Raw genomic sequence first — 22,317 nt, forward strand, 5'->3', positions numbered from 1 at the left:
ACTCATCAAATGAATTCGAATTGACGGGCTATCGTCGGAAGCCGCCGAAGCGGCTTCCGGATCAGAGTGATCATACGAAGCTGAACATATCCGCCTCGAGACTTGCGAGTTCGATATCGCGCAAGGTCAGGCTGTCGTCGGTGTTGAACTCGAAGGTCACGGCGCTTCCCGATGTGGTGGCGGTGTCGAGCAGGTCTTCGAAGCTGTCGACATCCGCGACGTCGATAACAATCTGGTCGGACAAGCCGCCCTCCGGTGCCCCACCATCTCCGATATCGAAGTCATGGATCACGTCGTGACCGCCGTTGAAGACGAAGGTGTCAGCGCCCAATCCACCGCTCATCAAGTCATTCCCGGCGCCACCATCGAGCAGGTCGTTGCCGGCACCGCCAATCAGATAGTCATTGCCGTCCTCACCGAAGAGCTGGTCATCAGACACGCCACCGTTCAGCCGGTCATCATCAGCACCACCCCGAAGCGTGTCTTCACCCAAGCTGCCGTTCAGGCGGTCGCGGCCCGCATCTCCGCGCAGGCCGTCATCACCCGCGCCGCCGTTGAGCCGGTCATCGCCCGCGCCGCCCGAGACCAAGTCATCGCCCGCGCGCCCGTTGATGCGATCATCCTCCGCGCCGCCGCGCAGCAGATCGTCGCCGGGAGTATCGAGATACTGATCCGGCGATGCCGCAGCCTCCTCGCCGGTCGTGAAATTGAACGTCGAGGTATCGCCCTCGTCGATCCCCTCGAAACTCTGCCCGTCGCTGTCGACAAAGGCGCCGTCCTCGATCTCAACGGCATAACGCGCCTCCGTGTCCAAGTGCGCGGGCGGCGTGATCGTGACCGTATCGCCGGTGAAATTGACAAGCCGGGTGTCGGCCACATCGATCTCGGTCCGTGCGCCGGTGTCGCGATTGACCAACGTCAAGACGCCCTCGCCTGCGGAGACCGCTTCCGTGAACTTCAGGACAAGCGTGCTGTCGGTCTCCACATCTCGCCCATTGTCACCGGGCGTCGCACTCTTGAGGAAGGGTGCTGGATCTGCCTCGAAATCGACCTCCCGAGGGGTGTAGACCGATCCGTCGGATGAATAGCCGAGCCGCCCATCCGAATTCGCCCCCCACGTGTAGATCGCGCCAGTATCAGCAACCGCGATGATCGAATTCGGCCCCGCCTGGATTTCGACGATTGTAACATCGTCCAGCTCCGCGATCTTCGTAGGGAAGAAAGACGCATCGCTTTCCGTGGCGGGATCGCCGTCGAGGCCACCCGTCGGGCCCTCGTCGTTCGGGCCCCACGCATAGACGTCACCATCGTCGGTCAGCGCCACGGACCAGCGCGCGCCCCCTTGGATGTCGATGATGCCGTCGGGAAGCCCGGTTAGCTCGAAGGGCGTAGCCACGTCATCCGCAGCGGGCATGAAGGTGCCGTCACCGTTATCCTCGCCTTGCAGAAGCTGGCCATAGCGACCCTCGCCCCAACCGAAGACCCGGCCATCAGATGTGATCGCGTAAGACGTGCGGCCTTCACCAGAGATCGCGACGATGTCGTCTGGCAGCCCCGCGACCAGGCTCGGTTCGATCACGCTGCGGTCGTCCGAGGGGCTGACCTGATTGTCGGTATTGCCACCGAAGCCATAGACCTCGCCCTCCGCCGTCAGCACCAGCGTATGCGTTACGCCGGCAGAGACGGCGACGATAGTCTCATCCGACAAGGCCGTGATCGCCGTCGGTACGAGCCGTTCCTCCTGATCGCCCGTGCCGAGTTGGCCGTTGGTGTTGCTGCCCCAACCATAGAGCGTGCCATCCGCCGCAATTGCGAAGGACGTGCCGTTGCCGTTCTCAACGCCGGTGATTTCGACATCATCCAGAGCCTCGATCTTCACAGCCGAGGTGCGCGCCTCCTCGTCACCCACACCCAAGGGGCCGCGATTGTTGAAGCCGAAAGCGTAAACATCACCCTCGTCCGTCAGGAACGTGGTGTGCAAAAGCCCCCCCGCCACCGATGTGATGCTGGCGTCAAACCCTTCGGGCAAAGACACCGGCAGCGGCGCCTTGATGTCGAAGCCCGTGGCGCCATTGCCAAGCTGGCTCACGACGTTTTCACCAGAACTGTAGAGCACACCATCGCGCAAGAAGACCGAGAAGTGATTGCCCGCGCCCACCGTGCTCGGCACCATCGTTGCTGCACCCTCATAGGCCTCAACCGCGCGCGGCCGTTCGAGCTGGCCCTCATACTGATCGGAACCAAAGAGCCCCGTTTCACCCGCATCGAAGAAATCGCCATCACCGTTGAGGTTCGTCAGCTTGATGACGTTGCCATCCCCCGTAAAACTGTTCGCGGTCAGGATCAGACTGCCCTCCGCATCCGTTGCGATGGAAAAGCCGATGTCGGCAGCCAGATCGTCGGGCATGAACGACGCGTTCCACACCTCGACAGCCTCGAAAACGCTGTCGATCTGACCCGAGCCATCCAGATCGTTTAATCGGTAAACTTTCAGGATATCATCTCCATCGGGGATCCAGGTCACCGTGTAAAGCGACCCGTCGACCGCAACCGCACTGGAGATATCGACCGGTGCACCGAAGTTCATGTCATCGGAGATAAAGGGTGTCACCTCATCGGCCTGGATCGTACCATCGCCGTTGAGGTCTTCGATCCGGTGGATCACATCGGTCGCCGTTCCCGTCAGGTCGTTGAGATAGGCCACCCCACCGTCAAAACTCAAGTCGAAAGGCACCGCCGTGTCGATGACCGTTTGCACATCGAGCCAGACCGTGGCCTCGCCTGCGTCATTCGCGTCGCCATCGCCATTGAGATCCACCGTCCGGTAGATCGCATCCTGCGGTACCGGGGTCGTCCCCGCATTGGACACGTAGATGGCGCCGTCCGGCCCCTCGGCGATCCCATTTGGCGTGACGGTCGACAGGCCCGCCGCATTCTCCGCCGAGAACCAGACCGTGGCTTCGCCTGCATCCTGTGCATCACCATCGCCGTTCGTGTCATTCAGCCGGTAGATCGTATCGCTGTTGCCGTCCCCAATGAAGACGCTGCCGTCTTCTACCTGATGTACCGAGAAGACATTGTCGGTCGGCGTCTCAAGACCACTCGCGTTGGTCTCGTCAAAGAAAACCGCTGTCTCATCCGCACCGCTCGCGGTGCCATCGCCGTCCAGATCCCGCAACAGCAGCACCTGATCCTTGCGTTGATCCGCAACCAGAATTCCAGTCGTGTTTGTAGATATGCGCCCCATGTGGCCACCCCCAAGAAAAGAGAGAGCGCCTTGCGACCAGCTGGGTACTCGATGTCAATGATTGTCGATGCCGTGCATCTGCGTTCTTCTTGACCGATTTTTGGGGGAAGTGGAAGGCCAATTTGCCGCCACCATGAGCGGCCCGGAATGTGGAGGCCACGGCTTTCTTTATTGGCGAGAGCCGGACGGTCCAGAATGGATTGGCCGGGGTGATCGCCGCGGGTCGAAAGCCTTCTGCAGCGCATGCTACATGTGGTCCGGGCCGTCGATCTCAACCGACGGCCCGGCGCGTCTTTTAGAACAGGAAGTCGTCTTCGGAGAGTTCCAGACGTGCGCTCTGAACGAAGATGCTTTGATCGTCACCAAGATTGATCACGACCCCGTTGTCGCGGACGTGAATGCCGCCTTCGAGTTCCGCGAAGCTTTCAAACTCCGTGCCGCTGAGATCGATGAGGTCAACACCATCTTCGAACGCGATGATGCGGTCGTTCCCGTCGCCGGTGTTGAAGATGAAAATGTCTGCATCGCGCCCGCCAAATAGCTTGTCATCGCCCAAGCCGCCGGTGATCACATCCTTGCCACGGCCACCGGCAATGAAGTCATTGCCGTCGCCGCCAACACCCACGTCGTCGCCACGTCCGAGCAGGATCTTGTCATCGCCACCGTTGCCATCGACCAGGTCGTTGTCACGACCGGTGCGGATCAGGCTACTGGTGTCATCATCGATGATGAAATCCACATCATTCGATCCGTCCGACTGCAGAAGATCAGCGGGCAGAAGAACACCGTCCAGCACGTGCGCGATCCCGTTCAAGGCCGGGATATCCGTCGCGATCAGATTCGGGTTCGGCACGTCCGGGTCGGCATCGACAAGACTTGTGCCATCCACGCCGAGGGTTCCACCCTGCAGCGTATCGATCTCGTCTGCCGCAAGAACCTGTTCAGACCCCAGCGCCTCTGGAGCCACGTGGTAGGTCAACACCTCTGTCAGCAACGGGATCGGATCGCCGCCGCCGAGCAGGGTCAGCGCCTCAACCAGATAGGCAAAGGCCTCACCCTCATCGGCACCTTCAAAGCCCAGAGCCTGCGACAGACCGACAAAGGCCGCGTCGTTCGGCGCAAAGACGGTGAGATCGGCCTCCGGATCGTCGAGCGCGCCCACCAACCCTGCGGTCTGCACGGCGGTCAGCAGCAAGTCGAAATCGGTGCCATCCTGATCGAATGTTCCACCACTGGCGGCAACGATCCCCGCGAGGGTTGGAAGCTCCGGTTCCGTCGGTTCGTTTCCGGGAATGTCGATGGGCAGCAGCACCCGATCAATGATCTGGATCGTGCCATTGGCCGCACCAACATCCGGGCCGACGATGTTCGGGTTCGCAACGTCCGGCTCATTGTCAACCAACTCCGTTCCCTCTGAGCCAAAGGTGGCGCCGGAAAGCAACGTTGCGACCTGATCCGCCGCATCCACTTCCGCAGCCGTCTTGGCACCTGGTGAAACGTGATAGAGAAGGATATCGCTCAACAATGGGATCGGGTCGCCATCGGGCGCCAGACCCGCAAGTGCGGAGGCGATGAAGCCGAAGACTGCACCTTCATCCGAAGTATCGCCGTCAAACCCCAGATCGACCGCGAGCGCTGTGAAGGCTGCGTCGGTCGGAGCGAACACTGTGATGTCATTGGAGTCGCGGACAGCATCCACAAGATTGGCCGCGGTGAGCGCTTGAACGAGGATGTTGAAGTCATCCGATCCTGAAGCGATGTCGACGATGTTGGGTGTAGGTTGCGGCAGGGCGCCCGCAGAGAGTTGGTCATAGCTCACGCCGCGGAAGACGTTCACGTTATTGCCCACGGTCAGCGTCACGCCAGCGGGCGGGACCGGGCCGAGGAAGGTGAAGCTGTCTGGCAAGTGACCTGGCTGCTCCAATTCAACCAGGCGATAGGCCCTGCCGTCGTCGCCGTAGAGATGCCAGACCTGCTCGGCGTAGAGCGTGCCGCCGTTTCCGACCTCCTCGCCATCGCGCAGGATCTCGGCCTGTTGGCCAGAGCGGTCATCGCCACGCTCGTTGCGCCGGGCATCCCCGGACAGCCGACTGTCGTCATCCGTGACTGTAAACTCCAGGGTCGCGGCGCCGGGCATCGTAAAGCTGGCATGCGATGCGATCTGATCGTCACCAAAGAGATCGGCAGAGGCAAAACCCGTGAAAGTGAAAGTTGTCATTTTGGTCTCCTTTCAATTCCGGATCAGGGCAACAGAACTTTGTCGATCACGTGGATGACACCGTTCGAGGCTTCGATGTCAGCTGCGGTCACGGTCGCATCATTGACCTTGACGCCATTGCGGCCGTCCACATGCACCGTCTTGCCGTTGACCGTTGCGGGGCTTAGACGCTGGCCCGCGAGGTCCGCCGCCATCACCTTGCCCGGCAGAACGTGGTAGGTCAGGATCGCCGTCAGCTGGTCTTTGTTCTCAGGCTTGAGGAGGGTTTCGACAGTCCCGTCCGGCAGCGCTGCAAAGGCGTCATCCGTCGGCGCAAAGACGGTGAACGGGCCATCCCCCTTCAAAGTATCGACAAGATCCGCCGCGCTGACGGCAGCGACGAGCGTGTTAAACGATCCTGCCGACTGCGCGACCTCAACGATGTCCGGGTCACTGGTGGTGGTTGCGCACCCTGCAACGGCAAGGGCTCCGGCAAGAACCGACGCTTTGAAAAGGCTAAGCAGCTTCATGGAAATGTCCTCCGACTTTTGTATGTGTGCATTTTTCACACATCTCTGATCGGCTATTTGGGACACTCCGCCGCAGAGGCAAGTTTTTTGTGGAATTTTTTCACACCATCGCAGATTGTCGCTGCATGACAGTGCGCGATCCTTTCTCTAGGTCCGGCCTTTTCGAGCGGGCGGTGCGGCGTATTTTGCGTCCGCTGGTGCGCGCCCTGATCGCACAAGGCGTCACCGCACCGGCGCTCTACCGCATCGTCAAGCAGACCTATGTGGAGGTGGCGGTCGATGACCTGGGTGAGGCTGCAACCGACAGCCGTGTAAACGTGATGACCGGCGTGCACCGGCGCGACGTCAAGGAGTTCCGCGCACGAGATCAGACTGAAAGCACCGAAACACAGCGCAAGGTCTCGATCCTACTGACGGTCGTGGGCCGCTGGATGTCAGACCCCGCATTTGTTCAAGAGGGCGCCCCGCGTGCCCTGCCCCGCTTCGCGACAGACGGGCCCAGTTTCGAGACCCTGGTGCAATCGATCAGCCGCGACATTCGCCCCCGCACCGTGCTCGATGAATTGACGCGGCAGGGCATTGCCGAGCTCGACGACGACGAGGTGCGTTTACTGTCGGAGGGGCTCGTTGGCTCCGCCGATACCGACCAGAAACTGCATCTCTTTGCCCACAACCTCGGCGATCATATGCAGGCCGCGGTGGACAATCTGCTGTCGGATGATCCGGCATTTCTGGAACGCGCCGTGTTTTACAACAACCTCGATGCGTCCTCCGTCGACGCTATCGAGGCTGAAGCGCGGCAGATCGGCCAGAATGGGTTGCTGCATATCAATGCGCTGGCTGGTGGCAAGCAGGCGCAGGACACTTCCAAGCCATCCGCAACTCATCGCTTCAGATTTGGCGTTTTCTTCTACAGGGAAGACGAAGACGCTGACACAAAAGGAACGTCCACCGATGACGACGGGTAAATTCTCTCGCCGCTCTGCTCTTGCTGTTAGTCTCTCGGGGCTTCTGTGGCCCAGCGTTGCGTGGCCACAACCGAACGAACGTGAGGCCGAAGGTGGAATCGGTGGCACGGGTATCGTCGGTGTCCTGACGGAGGTCGGCGATCTGGTCGTGAGCGGCAATCGGATTCTGACCGACGATAGAACCGCCTTCAGCGATGGGTTTGGCAGGGTGGCCGCCGATGATCTCCGTCTTGGCGACAGCCTGACGGTCGAAGCCGTTGGGCCCGCCGATGCCCTGGTGGCGCGGCGCATCTATGTCACGAGGCCGGTCGTGGGGACGGTGTCGGCCGTGACCGCAGATGATCGCCGCGTAACCGTGAACGGGGTCTCGGTTTTTATCGGGCAAGACACGGCTCTGCCCGCCCCCGGGGACCGCATCGCGGTGTCGGGCTTGTGGCAGGGCGGCGATGTTGTGGCAAGCCGTGTCTCGGCTCCAAAAGGCAATCTTGATCTGGTGTCAGGCGACGTCGCGCGCGCCGGCGGTGTGGTGACCATCGGCGGCATCCCCACGCGCGGTCGTGGTGTGGCGGGGCTGATCAACGGGTCTTTTGCCAGCGCGGTGGGACGCTTTGATGCCGATCAGGGCATGATGCGGACCACTGATCTGACGACAACGCGCTTTGTTGGCGCGGCGGGCACCTTGGCTCGATTGTCGATCGAGGGCTATCTCACACCCACGCCGCGCGCGCCCGGCTACCGCATTGCAGGGCTCGGCCACAGTTTTGAGCGCAATCTCGATTTGCAGCGGTACGCAGGCGCCCGCGTGTTGTTCAACGGCGCCTACACGGGCCGCTTCGCGGCACAAAATGCTGTGATCCTGCCCGAAGCCGAAGAGCAGCGGCGCCAACTCCTGCGCCGGATCGCCAACGGCTGACCGTCTACCAGACTACGCTTGTTGTCGGGTCGTCTCGCCGGAAATGAGCTCCAACGGCAGCGGCTTTGATGTGTCCACCGACACGCCATTGATCCGCGCCAGCAGGTTTGTGGCACCGGTAATGCCCATCAAACGGCGCAGCGTACGCACCGTCGTCAGCTTCTTCGGCAGGACGCTGGCCAGATCAAGCTGATTGAACCCCGCAATCCCCATGTCGTTCGGCACGGACAGACCGCGCATCTGGCAGCACATCAAACCGCCAAAAGCCATATGGTCATTGAGATAACAGATGATGTCGGGCGCGGCCGTGTCCAGAAGTTGCGCCGTTCCATCAAACCCCGTCGCAAAGGAGTTCCCGGACTCTGGCCGAGCGGACAGAACAGGTGCGCCCCTCGCGCGCGAAAACACATCGCGCAGCCCCTCGAGCCGTGCATCCGCGCGGGTGTCATGGCCCCGCGGCGCGCTCACAAACGCGGGGCGCTGATACCCCAAGGCAACCGCGTGCTCCCCGATCATCTGCCCGGCCTTGTAGTGATCGATCCCGACGCAGATATCGATTGGCGTGTCGGTATGATCCCAGATTTCCAGCACCGGGATCGGCGACGCCCGCAACAACTCAACCGTCTCAGGCTTGTGATCCAGACCGGTCAGGATGATACCCGCGGGCTGCCACGACAGCAGCCGTCGGACCCAGTTCAGCTCGGCCTCGGGGTTGTACTCGGTGGTATCGATAACGCTCGAGTATCCGGCGGAATCGAAGGTGCGTCGCATCCCGTTTAGAATATCAGCGAACACCTCTCCAGCAAACGTAGGCAGCGAAATCCCGATTAGGTTCGAGTTCGCCACGGCCAGCGACCGGGCGTTGCTGTTGGGCACGTACTTCATGGCCCGCGCGATCTTGAGGATCTCCGCACGTGTCTTTTCCGACACGCCATCAACACCTCGGATCGCACGCGAGACGCTCATGATACTGACGCCCGCGCGGGCCGCGACGTCTTCGATCTTTGCTGGCCGCTTGGTTTTACTCACAGATACGGGCCAATGCTCACGTGGTTTTGTCAAATATTATCATACAGATACGTCACTCAAAACGTTAACGCTAACGTTCATTTTGGCTTTTTCCCTTCGCTATTGGAAGCCCTTTGGGCACTCTGGGTCTCGAAGCTGGGAGGCTTTCTTCGGAATTTGGCGCTGGGGGGACATGTGCCACGCATCGTGTTTGATCAGGTATCCAAGAGCTATGGGGTCGTGGAGGTTCTGCCGCCGTTCGATCTCAGCCTCGACGACGGGGAATTCACGGTTTTGGTCGGCCCCTCGGGCTGCGGCAAATCCACGACTCTGCGCATGCTCGCGGGCTTGGAGACCGTGACCAGCGGCGAGATATTCTTCGATGACAAGCCAATCAGCCGTCTGGACCCGAAAGAGCGCGATCTCGCCATGGTCTTCCAAGACTACGCGCTCTACCCGCATATGAATATCGCAAAAAACATGTCCTTTGCGCTGCGACTGGCGCGCGTCTCGAAGTCCGAGATCGAGGCCAAGGTGCAGCGCGTGGCCGAAATGCTGAATATTGCGCATCTGCTGGATCGCAAGCCGGCGGAGCTGTCGGGCGGTCAGCGGCAGAGGGTGGCGATGGGGCGCGCGCTCGTCCGCGATGCGGGCACGTTTCTCTTTGACGAGCCGCTCTCGAACCTCGATGCGAAGCTGCGCGGCAAGATGCGCGCTGAATTGGCTGAGATGCGCGACACCATCGACAAGAACATGGTCTATGTGACCCACGATCAGGTCGAGGCAATGACGCTGGGCGATCGCATCGTGGTGATGAGCGATGGGCTGATCCAGCAGCAGGGCACGCCCGAAGAGCTCTTCAAGGCGCCGGTGAACAAGTTCGTGGCTGGCTTTATCGGTGCGCCGACAATGAACTTCGTCGATGGAGAGTTGGTCGACGAGAAGGGCACGCTCTGGGCCCGCGGTGACGGGTTTGCCCTGCCGCTGACAACCGAGACGGGCGCACGGCTGGCCAGCGCCACGGATCGCCAGGTGACCGTGGGGCTGCGCCCGTCCAGCTTCACCACTGATCTGACACAAGGGGCTCCCATTGAGCTCAAGGTGGCTGTTTCCGAATATCTGGGCGCCCAATCCGTTCTGGTCACGCGCTGTGGCGGGGCCGAAATACTCGTTGAAACACAGAGCGCCGCGCCCGTCCGGTCTGGCACCGAGCAAACCTTTGGCGTGCTCACCGATGAAATCATGATTTTCGACAAAACGTCCGGGCTTCGGCTCTGACACATCAAGAACAGCATCAGGGAGGACTGAAGAATGCTATCACTCACTAAGTTGCTGACCGGTACAGCGGTCAAGACAATCCTGACGGGGACGGCGGTTTCTGCGACGCTCGCATGCGCTGCGTTCGCCAACCCTTATGAGCCTTACGAGGGCACGACGCTGGTGATCAACGTGCCCGCGCACCCGCATTACAACGCGATGATGAAGGTGCTGCCCGCATTTACCGAAGAGACAGGCATCGAGGTCGAGGTGGACCAGTTGCAGTACCTGAAGATGCGCGAGCGGCAGACACTGGAGCTGACCAAGCGCGAAGGTGACTACGACATGATCGCCTATGTGGTGTTTTCCAAGGCGGATTATGTCTACGCCGACCAGCTGGAGAACCTGGCCAAGTATTTCATGAACCCCGCGCTGGCTGATCCCAACTACGATCAGGCGGATCTGATCTCGGGCTATGTGGAGAACATCGGCGTGGCTGGTGGCCAGAAAGGCTACCTACCCGGGCAGCTGGGTTCCGCATTTGGCATCCCATTTGGCTCCGAGACGTCCGTGCTGGCCTACCGCAAGGACATTTTTGAAAAGCACGGCATTCCGGTACCCGAGACCTATGACCAACTGCTCGATGCGGCCTGCAAAATCCCTGAGGTTGAGCCAGGTATGGGTGGCATGGCCTCGCGTGCGGCTTCGGGCCACCAGGCGAGCCATGCCTTCCTGTTGCATCTCGCCCCGCTGGGTGGACGCGTCTTTGACGACGCTTGGGAGCCGATCATCAACAACGAGGCTGGTGTCGCAGCCGCCAACGCGTTGAAAACCATTGTGGATTGCGGCCCGGAAGGCTCGCAAACCTTTGGCCCTGCCGAGGCCGCGGCGGCCTTCCAGCAAGGGCAAGCGGCCATGTTCATGGACAGCATCGCCTTCGCCGCGGGCTTTGAAGACCCAAGCAAATCGACAGTGGCTGGTAAGGTCGGTTATGCGCTGCACCCCGAAGGTGTCCGCCGCGGCAGCCAGACCGGCGGCTTCGGCATCGCCATCCCAAAGAACGCCCAGAACAAGGAAGCGGCCTTTCTGCTCATGCAGTGGCTGACCTCCAAGAAGGGCGATCTGATGGTGGCAATGGCGGGCGGCAACCCCTCGCGCTTCTCGACCTATGAAAACGCGGAGCTGAACGAAAAGTACCCCTACTCGGCCACCTTTGGCGAAGCGCTCAAGTATGCTGACCCGGACTGGCGCCCGATCATCCCCACATGGGGCAAGATCAACGCTGATATCGGCACGACGATGAGCCAGGTGCTGACTGAGGGCCTCGACCCGCAGGAAGCGCTGAACGGTGTCGCTGAGCGAGCGCGCGCCATCATGGACGAGGCCGGGTATTACTCCTGGCAATAACGGTCAGCTCCGCTGACCGAGCGGGATAAGTAGGTTTCCAAAGGAAACCTGCGGCCCCACCCCCTCTGCTCTCTGGGCGCCAATAGCTGCCAAGGAGCCTCGGGAAACCAACCACAGCCCCGGCGCATCAAACCCGCGCCGCGGCCATCCACCACAGCACCCGCAGCACGGACCCTGAGCCCATGCAAGTTGCCAACGCAAATCGGCTGACGCCCTACCTTTTCCTCGCCCCTGCGGCGCTGGTCATGGCTGTCGCGCTACTCTACCCGATTGGCTACATGATCTACGCCAGCTTCCTGGACTGGAACCCCAGCCAGCGCATTGGCGAGGCCGAATTCGTGGGCCTGCGCAACTACATCAACCTGCTCAGCGACGACGCCTTTCTCGAAAGCTTCTTCGTCACGCTGAAGTTCGCCGCCGTGGTCGTGACCATCGAGATGGTGCTGGGCGTAGGCCTCGCGCTGCTGCTCGACCGCAACATCCGTGGCATGTCTCTGCTGCGCACGCTGTTCATCCTGCCGATGATGATTGCACCCATCGTCGTCGGCCTGATGTGGCGCTACATGTACCACCCGTCGGTCGGCATCTTTAATCGCACGCTGAAATCGATGGGGTTCGAGCCAATCCCCTGGCTGAGCGACGGCAGTTGGGCCTTTGCCTCGGTGGTCATCGCAGACATCTGGCAATGGACGCCGTTCATCTTCATTCTGTCCCTGGCAGCGCTGCAATCCCTGCCGCAGTCGGCGATGGAAGCCGCGCGCATCGATGGGGCCACCGGCTGGCAGCAGATCGTCTACATCAAGCTGCCGCTCATGATGCCAGTGCTGATCGTCACGCTGCTCTTGCGCCTCATCGACGCTTTCAAGGTGTTGGAGGTGATCCTCGTGCTGACCAACGGCGGGCCTGGGCTGTCGACCGAAATCCTGTCGCTGCGCATCTCTCGAACCGCGTCCGAATTCCGGGAACTCGGCGAAGCCGCAGCCATGTCGAACTACTTGCTGATACTCTTGGTGATCCTGACCTTCGCGATGTTCGCCTACAACAAGGCGGTCGAGGCCCGCACGGCGCGGCTGCGCAAAGCGGCCGAGGAGGATCTCTGATGGCCGAGAATATCTACGACCGACAGAACCCCGCCTTCTACGCATTGCTCGTAGCACTGGTGGTTATGGCCGTTGGGCCCATCGTGATGATGCTGACCACATCGCTCAAGCTGAACGTGGACATCATGTCGGACAGCTCCTCGCTGCTCTTCATGCCGACGATCCGCAACTACGAGACCGCGCTCTGTGATTTCCTGTGGTACGAGGCGCCGCACATCGATTATTGCGACAAGACCTTTGGGCGCGCGCTGGTCAACTCGCTGATCATCGCTCTGGTCTCGACGGTGCTGACGCTGGTGATCGGCTGCATGGCGGCCTACGCGCTGGTGCGCTTTCGTTTCATGGGGCGCGATACGGTCTCGCTCTCGACGCTGGCCATGCGCATGGTCCCCCCCGCGGTGCTGCTGGTGCCTGTCTTTGGGATCTGGACCTTCCAGTTCCAGATCGACGGCACACGCGCGGGGATCATTCTGGTATACGTGGCGATGAACCTCCCCTTCGTCATCTGGATCCTGCAGAGTTTCATCGTGCAGGTGCCGATCCAGCTGGAAGAGGCTGCGCGCATGGATGGCGCGGGGCCCTTCCAGGTCTTCTTCCTCGTTGTCTTGCCGCTGATCAAGCCGGGGCTGGCGGCGGCGGCGATCTTCACCTTCCGGGTGGCGTGGAACGAGTTCCTGTTGGCCAATGCGCTTGCCGACCGCAACTCGCGCACCGTGCCAGTGACCATCGTGAATTCGATCACCGAATTCGATATCGATTGGGGGGTGATCATGGCCACGGGCATGCTGCTTGCCATCCCGCCGATCATCTTCACCTTCGTGGCGTCGCGCCAGATCATCACCGGCATGACAGCAGGCGCGGTCAAGGGCTGATGTGGGAGTGGCTGCTCGCCCCGATGGATGTCGCGCGCCCGCATGAGGTCGGCTGGCACCTGAGCTGGCACGCCCGGATCATGGTTTTCGCCTGGGGCGTGCTTGTCCCGGTGGGCATCTTCATCGCGCGATACTTCAAGATTGCACCCGGCCAGAACTGGCCCGAAACGCTTGATCATCACTTCTGGTGGAACACCCACCGCTTCTGTCAGTATTCAGCCTGCCTGCTGATGGTGCTGGGCCTGTGGCTGATCCTGCGAGCACCGCCCCTTGCCGCGATCCCGGGCCCGCACCAGATGCTCGGGTGGGCCGTGCTCGCGCTCGCGCTTGTGCAGGTCCTGGGTGGCATCTTCCGTGGGACCAAGGGTGGCCCGACCGAACCCGCGCCTGACGGGTCGCTGCATGGGGACCACTATGACATGACGGCCCGACGTCTTGTCTTTGAGTATCTGCACAAGGGCGCCGGGTACACGGCGCTTCTTCTCTCAGCAGCTACGATCCTGTCGGGGCTCTGGCAGGCCAACGGGCCGAACTGGATGTGGATCGCGCTCTGCCTCTGGTGGGCCGGGCTGATCGTGGCATCAGCTGTCCTGCAGCGCCGCGGCATGGCGGTCGACACCTATCAGGCGATCTGGGGGCCCGACCCGTCACTGCCCGGCAACCAACGCAAGCCGATCGGCCTCGGGATCAGACGGTTTCGCGCTGGATCTCATGCCACACGCGCTTCGGATCACAACCACGCAAGCGGTCAATAAGCGCGCTGGATGGCTTGGGCGGCGTTTCGCTAAAACTTTAAGATTACGCTTAGAGTAACCAATGGATCGTATGAACTGGTGATCGAAACCAGGGCCGGTTCATGCAACTGTCGGACGTCCTAAATGATTTCTTATCGCTGACGCAGGATGCCGTCGGCATTGGCTATCGCGGCCCCTCGGACGAGACGGCCCGGCTGGTCTATGTGAACCCGTCCTACGGCGCCCTCTTTGGCTATGACACCGAGGACGTTCTGGGCGCCCGCGTGGATATCGTACACGACCCGGACAGCTGGGACGCCTATGTCGCCAAGGTTGCGCCGCTTTTCGAAGCGGGCAAACGGACGTTTCAGGTCGAAACCACCTGCATCCGATCAGATGGCAGCAAATTCTGGGCCAGCATCTCCTTTTTCGCCTTCGATGATGAGGAGACCGGCGGGCGGTATAGTTGCGCGACCTTCCGCGACATCTCGGACCTCAAGGCTCGGGAAGACGCGGCGGCCAAGGCTCTGCAGGACCAGGACGCGCTGCTGGCCGAGCAAGAAGGCATGTACCGCGAACTCTTGGCCACTCAGACCCGCCTTCTCTCGGCCATCAACGCCTACCCCGACCCCTTCGTGATCTACGACAAAGAGATGCGGTTGGTCGTCGGCAACACCGCCTACAAGGCCTCCATGTCGACAACCCCCGACGCAATCCAGCCCGGCATGCACATCCGCGATGTCATGAACCATGCGTTCGACTGCGGGCAGCTTGACGTGCCATCACAGGGCCGGGAGGCCTATTTTGACCGCCTGAACGATCCTGATCAGATCCCTCGAACCGCCGAAGACATCGAATTGCCCGGTGACGTGCATCACCGGATCTTGCGTAGCGTCGCCGATAACGGAGACTGGGTTGTCATCCGCCTCGACATCTCTGAAATCGTGCGCCAGCGTCGGCAGTCGACCGAAACCCATGCGCGTACGATCGCGGCCCTGAACGCCTACCCCGATCCCTTTGCGATCTACGACACGAACGAGCGGCTGGTGATGTGGAACGACGCCTTCACGCAGTCGATCACCGACACTCCGGATGATCTCCGCGTCGGTATGACCAGCGCCGAGGTGCACGCCATTGGCCTCGCAAACGCGCGTTTTGCTGTCCAAACTGCGGGTCGACCCCAATCACCAGATCCGATGTCCGGCAGCATCGCCAAGATGTCACCGCAGACCGACATCGAGCTTCCCGGTGATTTGCATCGTCGGGTTCTGCGCAGCCAAGCCCCAAACGGCGACTTCGTCATAATCCAGATGAACACGACCGAGCTTGTTCGCCAAAGGCGCTCCGCCGAAGAGCTTCAGGGGCGATTTTTGTCCGCGATCAGCGCGTACCCGGCCCCGTTCTGCATCTACGACAGCGACTCGCGGTTGGCCATCTGGAACGAGAGCTATGCGGAGGTTCTGACAGACAATCCAGCTGATCTGCGACAGGGCATGACGCTGGAAGAGGCCATGCGCCTAGGTCTGCGCAACGATCGTTTCCCGCAAGCTATCGGTCGCGAAGAGGAATGGCTGCACGATACCATTCAGTCGAGTGTTGAGGTGAGCGAACCATTCGACGTCGAGGTCAAGGGGGGGCGGCACTATCGCGTTCTTCGATCGCGCTCGGAGAACGGTGATCTGATCGTCGTGAGGGTCGATACAACCGAGCTCGTCAAACAGCGTCGTGCATTGGAAGAGAGCCAGGATCGTCTGATCTCGGCGATCAACGCCTTTCCAGACCCCTTCTCAATCTACGACAAGGACTTGAACCTGGTGGTCTGGAACCCCGCCTTCGCCGCATCAGTGGTGGAGCGCCCCGACCAGATTTCCACCGGGATGCACGTCACCGACGTGGTCCGATTGGCCATCAAGAATGGTCGTGTGCCCGCGGCACAAGGCCGCGAGGAGGAATGGCTGGAAAATTACGTGACCCCCGAGATGGTGCAGAAGGGGGAGGAGGACTTCGAGTTTGCCGATGACACGCATTATCGCATCATCCGGTCGCGATCAGAGAACGGAGAGACGCTTGTTCTGCGCTTGAACGTGACCGAGACCGTGCGCCAGCGCCGCGCGATGGAGACCTATGCCAAGCAGCTGGAAGAGGCGAACCAGCAGATCACCTTCAAGGCGCTGCACGACCAGCTGACCGGGTTGGGCAACCGGCGGTATCTGTCTGAGCAATTCGATGCGCTCTCACGGGCGCGCCGCGAAAACGGCGGGGAACTGGCCGCGCTGCACATCGACCTCGATCGTTTCAAGCAAATCAATGACACTATCGGCCACGCCGCTGGGGACCACGTCCTGATCGATGTCGCACGTCGCATTCGCGCCAATGTGCGAGAAAGCGATGTGGTGGCCCGGATTGGCGGCGATGAATTTGTGATCCTGCTCGAGGTTCCCGAAGGCAGCACGCGCCCCGAGCACCTGGCCGAAGCACTTTTGGCTGATCTTGCGAGACCCGCGGTCTTTGAAGGGCGAGAGTGTCGCTTTGGTGCCTCTATCGGCATCGCACGCACACCACTTGCGGATGAGGAAGATCTTCTGACCAATTCCGATGTCGCACTTTACAAAGCGAAACGCGCCGGGCGCGGTCAGGTCGCAATCTTCGACCGCGGGGACATCGAAGAGATGCGCGCCACCAAGCGCCTCGCCGACGACATCATGCGAGGTCTCGAAGCGCAGGAATTCATGCCGCATTACCAGCCTCAGGTGGACGCGCGCACCGGTGCGGTCGTCGGTGTCGAGGCGCTGGCCCGTTGGTCTCACTCCAGCGCGGGCATCCTGATGCCGGACAGCTTCTTGGGTGTCGCGACCGATCTGAATGTGGTTGCTGACATAGACCGCATGATCTTCGAGCGGGCGATAGGCGAATGTGAAACCGCCTTTCAAGGCATGGAACAGCGACCTAGTCTTTCCTTCAATGTGAGCGCCAACCGGCTGCAATTCGAAGAAATTGCTGAGATCGGGCGGCTCTCGCGCGCCTATTCCGGAGAGGTCGCCTTCGAATTGCTGGAAACCATCTTTCTTGAAGAGGAAAGCGAGGCGTTCATGTTGCAACTGGACCAGTTGCGCGAGATGGGCATTTCTCTTGAAGTGGATGACTTTGGCAGCGGGCGTGCATCTATTGTTGCTCTACAAAGGATTGCGCCGGACCGTCTCAAGATCGACCGGCGCCTGGTCTCACCCATGGCACAAGGCAACAACGCCACACGGCTCGTGAAGTCGATGATCGATATTGGGCATGCGCTCGACATCGGCGTGATCGCCGAAGGCGTGGAGACCGCTGATCAGGCACGGATTCTGAGCGAATTGGGTGCAGGGCGTTTGCAGGGCTACCACTTCTCCCGCCCCTTGAGCCTGCCGGCTTTGATGCGGTACCTCGAGACAAACCGCAAAGGGCGGCATCGCGGCTAGACCCGCGCTATCTTCCATCACCTATCGTCGGGAGGGCGACAAGGCACCACGAAGCGCTGCGTGCGCGCCGGATGGAGGGATACGCCTCACAGCTCAAGCCAGCATCAATCGGCCTTCGCTTCGCATCAGATTGGCGAGAAATTCGCGAAGCGCATCGGCGTCCATTGGGCGGGCCAGGCCATAGCCCTGCAAATAACAACAGCCCATGTCTTTCAGAATCGGCACATGTGCCGCCGTTTCGACGCCCTCGGCAACCACGCGGATGTCGAGCATCTTGCCGATGCCAATAATGGTTCGAACCAACTCGCGCTGCCGCTCAGAATTTACGATCGGTTGGATCAGCGTACGGTCGATCTTGAGGCGTTTCGGAGCGATCTGAAGCAGGCTCGCAATGGATGCGTGCCCGCTGCCGAAATCATCAATCTCGATGTCGATGCCCATCTCACTGATCACTCTGAGGTTCTTGTCAATCACGTCGTTTCGAGCGTCCAGAAAGGCCGACTCGAGAAGTTCGAAGGACAGTGTTCCTGCTGGCAGATCGAGCTCGCGCAGACGGTCTGCGAGGCTGGGGTCGTTAAGTCGGTGGGCCGACACATTGACAGAGATTGGCGGCACGGCAAAGCCCGCGTCTCGCCAGCGATCCATATCATAGAGAGCCCGGCGGAGGACCAATTCGTCGAATTGCGCAAGCAGCCCCATATCCTCGGCTGTCTGCAGGAATTCCTCCGGCATGATAAGACCGAACTTGGCACTTTCCCATCGCACAAGCGCCTCGAGACCGGTGAGTTCCAGCGTCTTGGCATCGAATTGCGGCTGATAGTGGCATGTGATCTCGCCCTGATCGAACCCGGCGAGCAACGCATCAAAGGAATTCTTCCGGCGGCGCGCCTCCTCCTTCATCGTCGCGCTGTAGAACCGATAGCGCCCGCGCCCCGCCTTTTTGGCTTCGTAGAGCGCAAGATCCGCATCAATGAACATGTTGTGGTCTGCTGTCACCAATCCATCGGTGACAGCAATCCCGATGCTGGTGCCGATGTTGCACTCCTGCGATCCATAGAAGAACGGGCGCGACATCTCGTCGATGATCTTCTGGGCGATGTCCTCCAGCGCAGCATCTTCCGGCGCGTCGAAAAACAGCGCGACGAATTCATCGCCGCCGACGCGAGAGACCAGCGCGCTCTCAGGCGTGTTGCGGCGGAGGATATCGGCCGCATGTTTCAGCGTCGCATCACCGGCGTCATGTCCCATCGTGTCATTGATCTGTTTGAAGTGGTCGATGTCGAAATGCAGCACAGCAAGGCGCGCGCCACTCGCTCCGGCCGTCTTGACGTAGCTCGTGTAGACATCATCCAGCCGTCTTCGATTGGCCAGCCCGGTCAACGCATCGTGTCGGCTTTCATGCTCCAGCCGGGCGCGCGCGTCTTCAAGCTCCTGCGAGCGGAGCTTGTCCTGCGTGATATCGAAATTCACCCCGTAGTATCGGGGGCCTGTTTCGGTGTCGTTCACATACTTGCCGCGCGTGCGGATGTGACGGACCCGACCGTCGCGCGTCAGCAAACGGTAGTCATGCGCTACGTCCCGCCCTTCGTGCAGACATGTCTCGGTATAGGCGACGGCAGCGGCGCGGTCATCTGGATGTATGAACGTGCTCCATTCATCGCCCGAACGCAGATTTTGCCCGTCGGTCACGCCAAACATCTTGAGCAACCGGTCATCCCAGAATGCCTGGTTGCTGTTCACATTGTACTCCCAGCGCGCCATTCCGGCTGCTTCCATGGCCACATCAAGCCGCTCGGCCATACGCTGACTCTCGACCTCAACCGTTTTGATATCGGTGATGTCGATGTCCGTCCCGATGATCCTCGCAGGCAAACCAGCCGCATCCCGCCTGACGACGCGCCCCCTACTCAGGAACCAGACCCAGCTCCCATTGCCGTGACGTTGGCGGAACTTGTAATTAATGACGTCGGTCTCGCCATCGTCGATGCGACGCAGCTCTTCACAGATATGTGCGAGATCCTGCGGGTGAATGGTCGTCAGCCAGTCGTCGGTGGTTTCCGGAACCGGATCGCTCTCACCCAGCCCGCGAAGATCCCGCCAGGTCTTCGACAGGAAATGTCGCCCGCGTTCGAAATCATGATCCCACACCCCCTGGTTGGCGCTGAGAACCGCCGTTTTCCAGCGACGCTCGCTTTCGGCCAAACTGGTGACCCCCTCCGGGGTCTCGGCATAACCCCGAATATCCATCTCCGTGATGACGATCTCTGTCGGAACATGATCATCAGAACGGGCGCTTACCTTGCCGGTCCCGAACACCGTGAAGAATACGCCATCTGCCATCTTGATCCGGTAGGACAGGCCAAACTGCTCATCGACGGTCGACACCAGAGCTGCCAGGGCGCTTTCAAGGTTTTTGCGATCTTGCGGGTGGACCAGGTTCAAGTAGTCCGACAGCGTGCCTGAGACTGGCTCCGCAAACCCTTGAGAAGCGCTGGGGCGCAGCGGCAGCGCGCCATCGAGGACGTCGAAATGCCATGTCCGCTGTGGCACGTCATCAGGCAGCGATTGCCACATACGAAGGTCGTCATGCCTCTGGACGGTATCGGCGCATTGACAGAGAAACCCTCTGATACCCTGCTGATCATCTCGCAAGGCGGAGACCGAAAAGATGTGGACCCTACCCGCTCGCGCAAACGGCACAATCGCCGTGTCTAGGGGAGCGTTGCCATGCGACATCTGCTTCAGATGCGCCTTGACTGGAGTGATGTGCGTTGGGCTGATCAGTGAGTGGAGGTCTTTTCCGCACAACCGTTCACCTGGATCCGTCTCAAAGATGGATCGGGCCAACGCATTTGTTGCGATCACGGTTTGGTCTGCTGCCAAAAGGAATGCGGGCACCGCCAGCGCTTCAACCAGCGGCGATGTCAACGACCCAGCGTCTGAGGACCCCTCTCCGCGCATCATATCCCTTTGACAAATCCGCGTCAGGGATATGAAAATGCTTTTAAGGTCTCGTTATCACTTAAAAATCTACTCGATTTAAGCGTACTATTTCCCGTAGCTTTGCACGCCTTTAAAGTAGCCATTGCACGAGCGCTGTTCGCACGCGGACATGGTATCCAGGGCGTCAACCTCCCGACTGATCGTGCCCTCAAACAATCGTTGCCTCTGTGGCGGTGCGCAGCTCGGCCTCGCTCACGTCCTCGGCACATTCGACGATGCGCAAACCGCCCTCGACCACATCCAGCACCCCGAGGTTCGTGATGATCCGGTCGACCACGCCCTGGCCCGTCAGCGGCAGGGTGCATTCCCGCAGCAGCTTCGAGTCCCCATGCTTGTTGGTGTGGTCCATCACCACGATCACGCGGCCCACGCCCGCGACCAGGTCCATCGCACCGCCCATGCCCTTCACCAGCTTGCCCGGGATCATCCAGTTCGCCAGATCGCCGTTCTCGGCCACCTCCATCGCGCCCAGGATCGCCGCCGCGATCTTGCCGCCGCGGATCATGCCGAAGCTGGTGGCGCTGTCGAAGTAGGACGTGCGGCGCAGCTCGGTGATGGTCTGCTTGCCGGCGTTGATCAGGTCGGCATCCTCCTCGCCCTCGAAGGGGAAGGGGCCCATGCCGAGCATGCCGTTCTCGGACTGCAGCGTGATGTCCTTGTCGCCCACGTAATTCGCCACCAGCGTGGGGATGCCGATGCCGAGGTTGACGTACATGCCGTCTTCCAGCTCCTCCGCCGCACGCGCGGCCATCTCGTTCCGGTCCCAGGGCATCAAGCGGTCTCCTTCTGACGTACAGTGCGTTGCTCGATCCGTTTTTCGTGCTGTCCCTGCACGATGCGGTGCACGTAGATGCCGGGCAGGTGGATCGTGTCGGGATCGAGCGATCCCAGCGGCACGATCTCCTCCACCTCGGCCACGCAGACCTTCCCGCACATCGCCGCCGGAGGGTTGAAATTCCGCGCCGTCTTGCGGAACATCAGGTTGCCCGAAGGGTCCGCCTTCCACGCCTTCACGATGGACAGATCGGCAAAGATGCCCTCTTCCATGATGTAGGTCTCGCCGCGAAACTCCTTGTGCTCCTTGCCCTCGGCGATCACCGTGCCGACGCCGGTCTTGGTGTAGAAGCCCGGGATGCCGCAGCCGCCCGCGCGCATCCGCTCGGCAAGCGTGCCTTGCGGGTTGAACTCGAGCTCGAGCTCACCGCTCAGGTACTGGCGCATGAATTCCGCGTTTTCGCCGACGTAGGAGCTGATCATCTTCTTGACCTGGCGCGTCTGCAACAGGATGCCGATGCCGAAATCGTCGACGCCCGCGTTGTTGGAAGCAAAGGTGAGGTCCTTGGTGCCTGCCTCCTTGATCGCCTGCAGCAGCAGCTCGGGGATGCCGCAGAGGCCAAAGCCCCCCGCCGCGATCAGCATCCCGTCGTGCAGAACACCCTCCAGCGCCGAAGACGCCGTCTCAAATACTTTCGTCATGAAACCCCCATGTGCTCGGGGCGCGTCTCGTCATTCGGAGAGCGCGCTAGATGCTATCGAATCTCGGTGTGACTGTTTCGCGCGGCGGCATGCTGTGCAACCCGATTTCTGCAGCTGCACAATAAAGCGGGCGTTCAAAGCGGTCCGAGA

Annotated in this window: 15 protein-coding genes and 1 pseudogene; 8 read left to right on the forward strand and 8 right to left on the reverse strand. The window is 60.8% G+C overall.

What is annotated here, in order from left to right; genetic code table 11:
- Window positions 1-70: 70 nt before the first annotated feature.
- The 3 genes from ACVC7O_RS15880 to ACVC7O_RS15890 all read right to left on the reverse strand — a co-directional run bounded on the left by ACVC7O_RS15880 (window position 71) and on the right by ACVC7O_RS15890 (window position 5,974).
- The gene (locus tag ACVC7O_RS15880) at window positions 71-3,247 is read right to left on the reverse strand and encodes an Ig-like domain-containing protein (protein ID WP_458323088.1); all 3,177 of its coding nucleotides are present in this window, start codon (window positions 3,245-3,247) and stop codon (window positions 71-73) included.
- 295 nt (window positions 3,248-3,542) lie between these two features.
- The gene (locus ACVC7O_RS15885) at window positions 3,543-5,465 is read right to left on the reverse strand and encodes a fasciclin domain-containing protein (RefSeq protein WP_458323089.1); all 1,923 of its coding nucleotides are present in this window, start codon (window positions 5,463-5,465) and stop codon (window positions 3,543-3,545) included.
- Window positions 5,466-5,488: 23 nt separating this feature from the next.
- On the reverse strand, window positions 5,489-5,974 hold the full coding sequence (locus ACVC7O_RS15890) for a fasciclin domain-containing protein (RefSeq protein WP_458323090.1): 486 nt from the start codon (window positions 5,972-5,974) through the stop codon (window positions 5,489-5,491).
- A gap of 125 nt (window positions 5,975-6,099) precedes the next feature.
- Here ACVC7O_RS15890 and ACVC7O_RS15895 point away from each other — a divergent pair, with 125 nt between their 5' ends.
- Together ACVC7O_RS15895 and ACVC7O_RS15900 are read left to right on the forward strand one after the other, a co-directional pair.
- Window positions 6,100-6,942 carry a DUF6502 family protein gene (locus ACVC7O_RS15895; RefSeq protein WP_458323091.1) on the forward strand — a complete coding sequence of 281 codons (843 nt, stop codon included), beginning with the start codon at window positions 6,100-6,102 and terminating at the stop codon, window positions 6,940-6,942.
- Entirely contained in the window at window positions 6,929-7,855 is a 927-nt protein-coding gene (locus tag ACVC7O_RS15900) for a DUF5666 domain-containing protein (RefSeq protein ID WP_458323092.1), read from the forward strand. The genes ACVC7O_RS15895 and ACVC7O_RS15900 overlap by 14 nt, the downstream gene beginning before the upstream one ends.
- 12 nt (window positions 7,856-7,867) lie before the next feature.
- Here the strand turns inward: ACVC7O_RS15900 and ACVC7O_RS15905 are convergent, their stop codons facing one another.
- Window positions 7,868-8,821, reverse strand: coding sequence for a LacI family DNA-binding transcriptional regulator (locus tag ACVC7O_RS15905; RefSeq protein ID WP_458323093.1), 954 nt, complete (start codon window positions 8,819-8,821; stop codon window positions 7,868-7,870).
- 237 nt (window positions 8,822-9,058) lie between these two features.
- Here ACVC7O_RS15905 and ACVC7O_RS15910 point away from each other — a divergent pair, with 237 nt between their 5' ends.
- The 6 genes from ACVC7O_RS15910 to ACVC7O_RS15935 all read left to right on the forward strand — a co-directional run bounded on the left by ACVC7O_RS15910 (window position 9,059) and on the right by ACVC7O_RS15935 (window position 17,688).
- Complete coding sequence (locus tag ACVC7O_RS15910) at window positions 9,059-10,141, forward strand: ABC transporter ATP-binding protein (protein WP_458323094.1); 1,083 nt, start codon at window positions 9,059-9,061, stop codon at window positions 10,139-10,141.
- A 33-nt stretch (window positions 10,142-10,174) separates the two neighbouring features.
- Window positions 10,175-11,527 carry an extracellular solute-binding protein gene (locus ACVC7O_RS15915; RefSeq protein ID WP_458323095.1) on the forward strand — a complete coding sequence of 451 codons (1,353 nt, stop codon included), beginning with the start codon at window positions 10,175-10,177 and terminating at the stop codon, window positions 11,525-11,527.
- Between the two features lie 182 nt (window positions 11,528-11,709).
- Window positions 11,710-12,627, forward strand: a complete 918-nt coding sequence (locus ACVC7O_RS15920; protein WP_458323096.1) for a carbohydrate ABC transporter permease — start codon at window positions 11,710-11,712, stop codon at window positions 12,625-12,627.
- Window positions 12,627-13,499, forward strand: a complete 873-nt coding sequence (locus ACVC7O_RS15925) for a carbohydrate ABC transporter permease (protein ID WP_458323097.1) — start codon at window positions 12,627-12,629, stop codon at window positions 13,497-13,499. Before ACVC7O_RS15920 ends, ACVC7O_RS15925 begins: the two co-directional genes overlap by 1 nt.
- Window positions 13,499-14,254 carry a cytochrome b561 domain-containing protein gene (locus ACVC7O_RS15930; RefSeq protein ID WP_458323098.1) on the forward strand — a complete coding sequence of 252 codons (756 nt, stop codon included), beginning with the start codon at window positions 13,499-13,501 and terminating at the stop codon, window positions 14,252-14,254. Before ACVC7O_RS15925 ends, ACVC7O_RS15930 begins: the two co-directional genes overlap by 1 nt.
- Before the next feature lie 101 nt (window positions 14,255-14,355).
- A complete protein-coding gene (locus ACVC7O_RS15935) occupies window positions 14,356-17,688 on the forward strand; it encodes an EAL domain-containing protein (RefSeq protein WP_458323099.1) in 3,333 nt (1,110 codons plus the stop codon).
- Between the two features lie 93 nt (window positions 17,689-17,781).
- Here the strand turns inward: ACVC7O_RS15935 and ACVC7O_RS15940 are convergent, their stop codons facing one another.
- The 4 genes and pseudogenes from ACVC7O_RS15940 to ACVC7O_RS15955 form a co-directional block, all read right to left on the reverse strand.
- Window positions 17,782-20,262, reverse strand: coding sequence for a bifunctional diguanylate cyclase/phosphodiesterase (locus ACVC7O_RS15940; RefSeq protein ID WP_458326105.1), 2,481 nt, complete (start codon window positions 20,260-20,262; stop codon window positions 17,782-17,784).
- A gap of 72 nt (window positions 20,263-20,334) precedes the next feature.
- Window positions 20,335-20,652: pseudogene (locus tag ACVC7O_RS15945) on the reverse strand (PAS domain-containing protein); the annotation flags it as partial.
- A gap of 187 nt (window positions 20,653-20,839) precedes the next feature.
- Complete coding sequence (locus ACVC7O_RS15950) at window positions 20,840-21,463, reverse strand: 3-oxoacid CoA-transferase subunit B (RefSeq protein WP_458323100.1); 624 nt, start codon at window positions 21,461-21,463, stop codon at window positions 20,840-20,842.
- Window positions 21,463-22,167 carry a CoA transferase subunit A gene (locus tag ACVC7O_RS15955; RefSeq protein ID WP_458323101.1) on the reverse strand — a complete coding sequence of 235 codons (705 nt, stop codon included), beginning with the start codon at window positions 22,165-22,167 and terminating at the stop codon, window positions 21,463-21,465. The genes ACVC7O_RS15950 and ACVC7O_RS15955 overlap by 1 nt, the downstream gene beginning before the upstream one ends.
- Window positions 22,168-22,317 lie beyond the last annotated feature (150 nt).

The organism is Roseobacter cerffii (assembly GCF_054226325.1).

Coding starts and splice junctions, on each gene's coding strand:
- ACVC7O_RS15890 (WP_458323090.1), bottom strand. CDS start 5,974: ATGAAGCTGCTTAGCCTTTTCAAAGCGTCGGTTCTTGCCGGAGCCCTT.
- ACVC7O_RS15880 (WP_458323088.1), bottom strand. CDS start 3,247: ATGGGGCGCATATCTACAAACACGACTGGAATTCTGGTTGCGGATCAA.
- ACVC7O_RS15900 (WP_458323092.1), top strand. CDS start 6,929: ATGACGACGGGTAAATTCTCTCGCCGCTCTGCTCTTGCTGTTAGTCTC.
- ACVC7O_RS15920 (WP_458323096.1), top strand. CDS start 11,710: ATGCAAGTTGCCAACGCAAATCGGCTGACGCCCTACCTTTTCCTCGCC.
- ACVC7O_RS15925 (WP_458323097.1), top strand. CDS start 12,627: ATGGCCGAGAATATCTACGACCGACAGAACCCCGCCTTCTACGCATTG.
- ACVC7O_RS15915 (WP_458323095.1), top strand. CDS start 10,175: ATGCTATCACTCACTAAGTTGCTGACCGGTACAGCGGTCAAGACAATC.
- ACVC7O_RS15885 (WP_458323089.1), bottom strand. CDS start 5,465: ATGACAACTTTCACTTTCACGGGTTTTGCCTCTGCCGATCTCTTTGGT.
- ACVC7O_RS15940 (WP_458326105.1), bottom strand. CDS start 20,262: ATGTGGCAATCGCTGCCTGATGACGTGCCACAGCGGACATGGCATTTC.
- ACVC7O_RS15905 (WP_458323093.1), bottom strand. CDS start 8,821: ATGAGCGTCTCGCGTGCGATCCGAGGTGTTGATGGCGTGTCGGAAAAG.
- ACVC7O_RS15930 (WP_458323098.1), top strand. CDS start 13,499: ATGTGGGAGTGGCTGCTCGCCCCGATGGATGTCGCGCGCCCGCATGAG.
- ACVC7O_RS15935 (WP_458323099.1), top strand. CDS start 14,356: ATGCAACTGTCGGACGTCCTAAATGATTTCTTATCGCTGACGCAGGAT.
- ACVC7O_RS15895 (WP_458323091.1), top strand. CDS start 6,100: ATGACAGTGCGCGATCCTTTCTCTAGGTCCGGCCTTTTCGAGCGGGCG.
- ACVC7O_RS15950 (WP_458323100.1), bottom strand. CDS start 21,463: ATGCCCTGGGACCGGAACGAGATGGCCGCGCGTGCGGCGGAGGAGCTG.
- ACVC7O_RS15955 (WP_458323101.1), bottom strand. CDS start 22,167: ATGACGAAAGTATTTGAGACGGCGTCTTCGGCGCTGGAGGGTGTTCTG.